The organism is Actinomycetota bacterium (assembly GCA_035540895.1).
In the GTDB taxonomy this organism is placed as follows: domain Bacteria; phylum Actinomycetota; class JAICYB01; order JAICYB01; family JAICYB01; genus DATLFR01.
In genome coordinates, this window is the sequence record DATLFR010000181.1 from 1 (window position 1) to 5479 (window position 5479).

The window sequence follows — 5479 nt, forward strand, 5'->3', positions numbered from 1 at the left end:
TGTGCTGAGCGGGGACGTTGTCCCCGAGGCACTGGCTGAGTGTGTGCATGGGTGTGTGCCAGCCGAGCGCGCCGTGGGACCTGTGGTGATTGTAGAAGTGCAGGAACCGGCCATAGGCGACCCGGCGCTGTTGCTCGGACGTCCAGTCGCGGATGTAGGCCCATTCCTCGAGCAGGATCCGGTGGAAGCGCTCGATCTTGCCGTTCGTCTGGGGCCGGTAGGGACGGGTGCGCTTGTGGATGCAGTCGGTTCGCTGTATCTCTCGACGCCAGATCCGTGACCGGTAGCAGGAGCCGTTGTCGGTGAGGACGCGTTCGACGGTGATGCCGTGGTCGGCGAACCAGGCGTATGCGCGGAACCAGAAGCCGGCAGCGGTGATGGCCTGCTCATCGTCGTGGATCTCGCTGTAAGCGAGCCGGGTCCGGTCGTCGACGGCCGAGTGCAGGAACCGGTAGCCCACGCCGCTGTAGCCGCCGTGACCGTCGTTGCCGCGGCCGTGGATCCGCCAGCCGCCACCGTCGGGGATGCCGGCCAGCTTCTTGATATCGACGTGGACCAGCTCGCCAGGCCGTTCACGCTGGTAGCGCTGGATGGTGCGCGGTTGGGCGCAACGGTCGCCGCGGTCGAGCCGCCCCAGACCTGCCGACCGGCAGATCCGTTGGACCGTCGATGCCGCGATACCGACGTGGGCGCCGATGTGGGCTGCCCCCCACCGGCGTCGGCGTCGCAGATCCAGGACACGTTGCTCGACCGACGGACGGGTCTTGTTCGGCATCTGATGTGGACGGCTGGACCGATCCAGCAATCCAGCCTCGCCGTCGACCAAGAATCGGTCTCGCCACTTACGGACCGTCTTCGGATCAACCTGGAATCGCTCGGCAGTGGCGGCGACTGACCACCCCTGATCCAGCACACAGCCCACCATTCGCCGCCGACCTGCCGGCGTGAGCACCGCATTGGGGTGCTGCCCGATACGCTCAGACACGAGCCCTCCCTTCGAGGTCGTGAGCTTCGACACCCACAACCTCGCTCGGAGGGCTCAACCCTTCACGGAACTAACCCAACCCCATTCCTCCAGGGACAACGTCCCCGGTTGTCACAACTAGCCGATCAGCGCAGCCACCCGGCGCAGGTCCTCGACGAGCCTCTTGCGCTCCAACCTCCGGCTCTCGTCGTCGGGCGCCCGCAGGATCGACGACGGGTGTGCCGTGGCGGTGAGCCGGCCGAGCGGGTGGTCGAAGAACTCGCCGCGTTGCTGCGTGATCCGGAAGGCACGACCGAGGAGCGCCTGAGCGGCCGTCGCGCCCAGGCATACGAGGACCTCCGGCTGGATCGCCTTCACCTCCGCCTCCAGCCACGGGTAGCACGCGGCGATCTCGGCCGCGTTCGGCTTCTGGTGGATCCTGCGCTTGCCCCGCGGCTTCCACTTGAAGTGCTTCACGACGTTGGTGATGTACACGAGGTCGCGGTCGACGCCGGCGTCGGCGAGCGCCCGGTCGAGCTCGCGGCCGGCCGGACCGACGAACGGGCGCCCCTCCAGGTCCTCCCGGTCGCCGGGCTGCTCCCCCACCATCACGACGCGCGCCTGCGGTGGGCCCTCGCCGAAGACGGTCTGCGTCCCCGACTCCCAGAGCGGACACGCCTTGCACCCGGCCGCGACCTCGCGCAGGTTCGGGATGGTGAGCTCCTCCGGGAGCTGCTCGGGGACGGGGTCGGTCGGGGCGGCCATATCGGTCCGATACCCGAGAGTCCGACCTCCCACCCCCGCGATATCGGACCCGTCCGCGCCTTGCCGCGCTCGAGGGCACCCGGCTACGGTGGCGCCAGACGACCCGGGAGATCTCCCGACGAGGAGACCGCGACATGTCCAGCGACGGAGACATCGTCGTCGGTAAGACGACGCCGATACTGCGCTCCTTCGACGAGGCGAAGACGAGGGGGTTCTACCTGGACTACCTCGGGTTCAAGGTCGACTGGACCCATCGCTTCGAACCCGGGATGCCGCTGTACATGCAGGTCTCCCGCGGCGGGTGCGTCCTGCATCTGTCCGAGCACCACGGCGATGCGACGCCCGGCGCCGGACTCCGGATCGAGGTCGGGGATCTGGACGCGTTCCACGCCGAGCTGTCGGCCAAGCCGTACGCGAACATGCGGCCCGGCATCGAGGACATGCCGTGGGGAACGCGGGACATGACCGTGATCGATCCGTCCGGGAACCGGCTCACGTTCACGGACGCCATCTCCGTGGGTCCGTGACGGACCCGGGCAGGCGCACCTAGCCCGAGGAACCGCCGGAGGCGTGGTACAGCCTCCCACGACCCCGGCCATGACCCGCGGGAGCCGGCGCCCGCGCGGACGACCTCGAGCGAGCGAGCTCGGTCAGGTCCCACGCCTCGGACACGACCACGCTCGCTCCCACCCGGCCCGTCCGTCGCAGCTCCCCCCGGACGGCGACGAGCCACGCGCGGAAGACGGTCCGGGCGCAGCGGTCCTGGGCGTCGGGGAAAACCACGGCGTCCGCGAGTCCGGACGGGTCGTCGAGGGTCAGGAAGATCACCCGCCTCCCGGACCGGACGGGTGGCGTCTGCGTGGCCACCTTCACGCCGGCCACCGTGACCGTCGTCCCGCTGCGCAGCTTCGGGAGCTCGGACGCCGGGGTACACCCCAGGCGTCGCATCTCGTGTTCGTAGAACGCGATCACGTGGCGGGAGGCATCGAGCCCGAGCACCTCGAGCTCGGCCCGGACCTTCTCGGCCTCCGTGAGGTCGCGCGCCCGCCACAGGCCGACGCCTTCGCCTACGAGCGTCGCGATCGGACCGAACGCACCGTCCTCGAAGAGGGTCGGGTGGTCGCCCGAGGGCGCGCGCCGGGCGGCGGCGGCCGGCCGCACTCCCATCTCCCTCATCTCGTGAGCGGCTCCCTTCACGCCGGCGAGGAGCCCTCCGCCGCATACGCGGGCGATCTCGAGCAGGACGAGCCGGCGTGGACCGAATCGGTCGAGAGCCCCCGCCTCGCAGAGCGCCTCGGCGACCGGGCGCCGGATGCGCGTGCGTCGCAGCAGGTCCTCGACCGAGTCGTACGGACGCTCGTGCTGGAGCGCCTGGACCTCCTCGTCGGTGATGCCCTTCACATCTTTCAGTCCGAGGCGGATGGCGAGCTGTGCGTCCGGCGTCTCCTCCACCCGGTACTCCCCCGCCGACCTTTCCGCGTCCAGGGGGAGGATCGGGATGCCGTGCCTCCGCGCGTCGGCCAGGATCGCGCGTCGCGGATACATCCCCGGATCGTGGGTCAGGACCCCCGCGTAGAAGGCCGCCGGGTGGTACCTCTTGAGCCAGGCCGACTGGTAGGTGGGGACGGCGAACGCCGCCGCGTGCGCCTTGCAGAACCCGAACGAAGCGAACGACTCGACCTCGTGCCACAGCCTCTGCGGATCGCTGTGGCCTTGCGCGCGCGCCATGGAGCAGAACCGCTCCCGCAGCCGGGAGAGGTCGTCGCCGTCCGACCCCATCGCACGCCGGAAGGCGTCCGCCTCCCCCAGCGACATCCCGCTGAACACCGAGAGGATCCGCATCACCTGCTCGTGGAAGACGACGACGCCGTGCGTCTCGGCGAGGATCGGACGCATCTCGGGATGCACGTAGACGGGAGGTTCGAGCCCCATCCGCCTGCGCAGGTACGGGGTGACCATGTCGGCCTTGACGGGTCCGGGCCGGAAGAGCGAGATGTCGACGATCAGGTCGTCGAACCGGGACGGCAGGAGCTTCGTGACGAGCTCGCGCTGTCCGGGCGATTCGATCTGAAAGCAACCGAGCGTGTCGGACACCTGGACCATCTCGTACGTGTCCGGGTCGTCGCGAGGGAGGGCGTCGAGGTCGACGCGCTCCCCCGAGACGCGCGCGACCTCGCGAACCGCGTGTCCCATCGCCGACAGCATCCGCACCCCGATCACGTCGAGCTTGAGCAGACCGAGCGCGTCGACGTCGTCCTTGTCGTGCTGCGACATCGGGAACCGGGCGAACGAAGGCTGGAGCGGCGTCCGCGTGTCGAGGTCGACCGAGGCGAGCAGCACCCCGGAGGGGTGCAGGGCTAGGTGGCGTGGGAAGCCGTCCAGTCGCGACGCGACCGACAGGAGCCTCTCCACCTCCGCTCCGTTGAGGCGCGCGTCGCGCAGCTCGGGCAGCGTCTCCCGGACCTTCGGGATGGAGCGGGCGGAGGTGTACGGGAACGCCTTGGCGATCTCGTCCAGATCGGCCGGCGGGAGCCCGAGCGCCTTGCCGACGTCGCGTATCGCGTGGCGAGCCTGGAACGTCTCGAACATGCACGCCATCCCCATCCGTCCGGCGCCGTACGAACGCAGCAGGTAGGTGAGCACCTCCTCGCGCCGGTGCGACTCGACGTCGAGATCGATGTCCGGGAGCTCGTCGCGGTACATCGACAGGAACCTCTCGAAGAGGAGTCCGTGGCGCAGGGGGTCGACCTCGGAGATGCCGAGCGCGTAGCAGACGAGGGAGCCGACCCCCGATCCCCGGCAGGACACCCTTATCCCGCGCGCCTTCACCTCCGCGACGATGTCGGCGACGACGAGGAAGTACGACTCGAACCCGCGCCGGGCGATCACGTCGAGCTCGTCGGCCAGGCGTGCCCGCGCCTGCGCCGTGTCGAGCCCGCGGCTTCCGAGGCCCCGGCGCGCGTCGATCCGCAGGCGTTCCACGGCCGACTCCCCCGGCTCCAGCCCCACGTAGTGAGGCAGGCAGGAGCTCCCCAGCCCGATATCGGCCACCGCCTCGGCAGCGAGCCGTTCCGTCGCCCGCACGACCTCCGGCGCGTCCCGGAACAGCGCGCGCATCTCGAGCGGGCGCTTCAGGTACCGCTCGGCGTTCAGGGGACCGTCCGCCTCGAGGGGAGCCAGACGCCGGATGGCCCGCATCACGTCGTGGAGGTCTGCGTCGTCGGGGGTCAGGTAGTGGACGTCGTTCGTAGCCACGGCCTCCACCCCCAGCCGCCGCGCCAACGCGAGCGCCTTCCCTATCGCGGCGTCCTCACCGGGGGCGGCTAGGTGACGCTGGACCTCGACGCGGTACCGGTCCGTCCCGAACAGGTCGAGGTACCGCCGGACGACCGCCTCCGCGCGGTCCGGGCGTCCGGACGCGCACCACCGTCCGACCTCCCCCTTCGGACCCCCGGACAGGCAGACCAGGAAGTCGGCGTACCGTTCGAGCGTCTCCCACCGTACGCGGGGCCACCCCGGGTCGCGCTCCTCGAACTCGACCCGGTCGACGGCGCGTTCGTCCGCCCGCATATGCGTCTCGGTGAGTAGACCGCACAGCGCCCCGTAACCACGCCGGCCGGGGGCGAGGAGCACGACCCGCCCCCCGGCGCCGGGGTGGTCGCCGTCCGCGACATGCACCTCGGCTCCCACGATGGGAGCCACCCCCACCCGTTCGCACGCCTGCACGAAACGCACCACGCCGGACAACGT

The 5479-nt window shown here is 70.3% G+C and carries 4 protein-coding genes; 1 reads left to right on the forward strand and 3 read right to left on the reverse strand.

Annotated features, from left to right (window positions below; translation table 11 throughout):
* Together VM840_10430 and VM840_10435 are read right to left on the reverse strand one after the other, a co-directional pair.
* Positions 1–925 (reverse strand): IS481 family transposase (locus tag VM840_10430; GenBank protein HVL81994.1); only part of this gene is annotated, 925 nt, incomplete at its 3' end.
* 177 nt (positions 926–1102) lie between these two features.
* On the reverse strand, positions 1103–1729 hold the full coding sequence (locus VM840_10435) for a UdgX family uracil-DNA binding protein (GenBank protein HVL81995.1): 627 nt from the start codon (positions 1727–1729) through the stop codon (positions 1103–1105).
* A gap of 134 nt (positions 1730–1863) precedes the next feature.
* Here VM840_10435 and VM840_10440 point away from each other — a divergent pair, with 134 nt between their 5' ends.
* Positions 1864–2256, forward strand: a complete 393-nt coding sequence (locus VM840_10440) for a glyoxalase superfamily protein (protein ID HVL81996.1) — start codon at positions 1864–1866, stop codon at positions 2254–2256.
* 19 nt (positions 2257–2275) lie between these two features.
* Here VM840_10440 and VM840_10445 read toward each other — a convergent pair.
* Positions 2276–5479: DNA polymerase III subunit alpha (locus tag VM840_10445; GenBank protein ID HVL81997.1), on the reverse strand; the 3204-nt coding region annotated here is incomplete at its 5' end.

Coding starts and splice junctions, on each gene's coding strand:
- VM840_10435 (HVL81995.1), bottom strand. CDS start 1,729: ATGGCCGCCCCGACCGACCCCGTCCCCGAGCAGCTCCCGGAGGAGCTC.
- VM840_10440 (HVL81996.1), top strand. CDS start 1,864: ATGTCCAGCGACGGAGACATCGTCGTCGGTAAGACGACGCCGATACTG.